This is a genomic window from Crystallibacter degradans (assembly GCF_012952295.1).
GTDB classification, from domain to species: domain Bacteria; phylum Actinomycetota; class Actinomycetes; order Actinomycetales; family Micrococcaceae; genus Crystallibacter; species Crystallibacter degradans.
This window is the reverse complement of record NZ_JABBCH010000087.1, coordinates 1-475: the sequence shown is the minus strand read 5'-3', so window position 1 is coordinate 475 and position 475 is coordinate 1. Positions and strand designations below refer to the sequence as shown.

1 protein-coding gene is annotated in these 475 nt (G+C 62.1%); it reads left to right on the top strand.

The annotated features are described in order from the left end of the window. Positions 1-441, top strand: a 441-nt coding sequence (locus tag HGO92_RS23230; RefSeq protein ID WP_169999124.1) for an IS30 family transposase, incomplete at its 5' end; no start/stop codon positions are given. Between the last annotated feature and the right edge of the window lie 34 nt (positions 442-475).

The following is a 475-nucleotide window of genomic DNA, read 5'->3' as shown; positions in this document are numbered from 1 at the left end:
ATCACCGGGGCCCACAACAAAACGGCCATCGCCACCCTCGTGGAACGCACCACCCGCTACGTCATGCTCGTCCACCTGCCCGGCGACCACACCGCCGAAACTGTGCGCGACGGCCTGATCAAAACCATGGGCTCCCTACCCGCGCACCTGCGCGGATCGCTCACCTGGGACCAAGGCGTGGAAATGGCCAAGCACAAGGCCTTCAGCATCGCCACCGACATGGACGTCTACTTCTGCGACCCCCACAGCCCCTGGCAACGCGGCTCCAACGAGAACACCAACGGCCTGCTACGTCAATACTTCCCCAAAGGCACCGACCTGTCTGTCCATGCCCCGGAAGAATTGGAACGCGTCGCCCAGCAACTCAACGCCCGACCACGCAAAACCCTCGGCTGGAACACTCCCGCAGAGCAACTTCGTGATTTACTGATAGCCAGCTGACCACGGGTGTTGCATCGACCCCTAGAATCCGCCA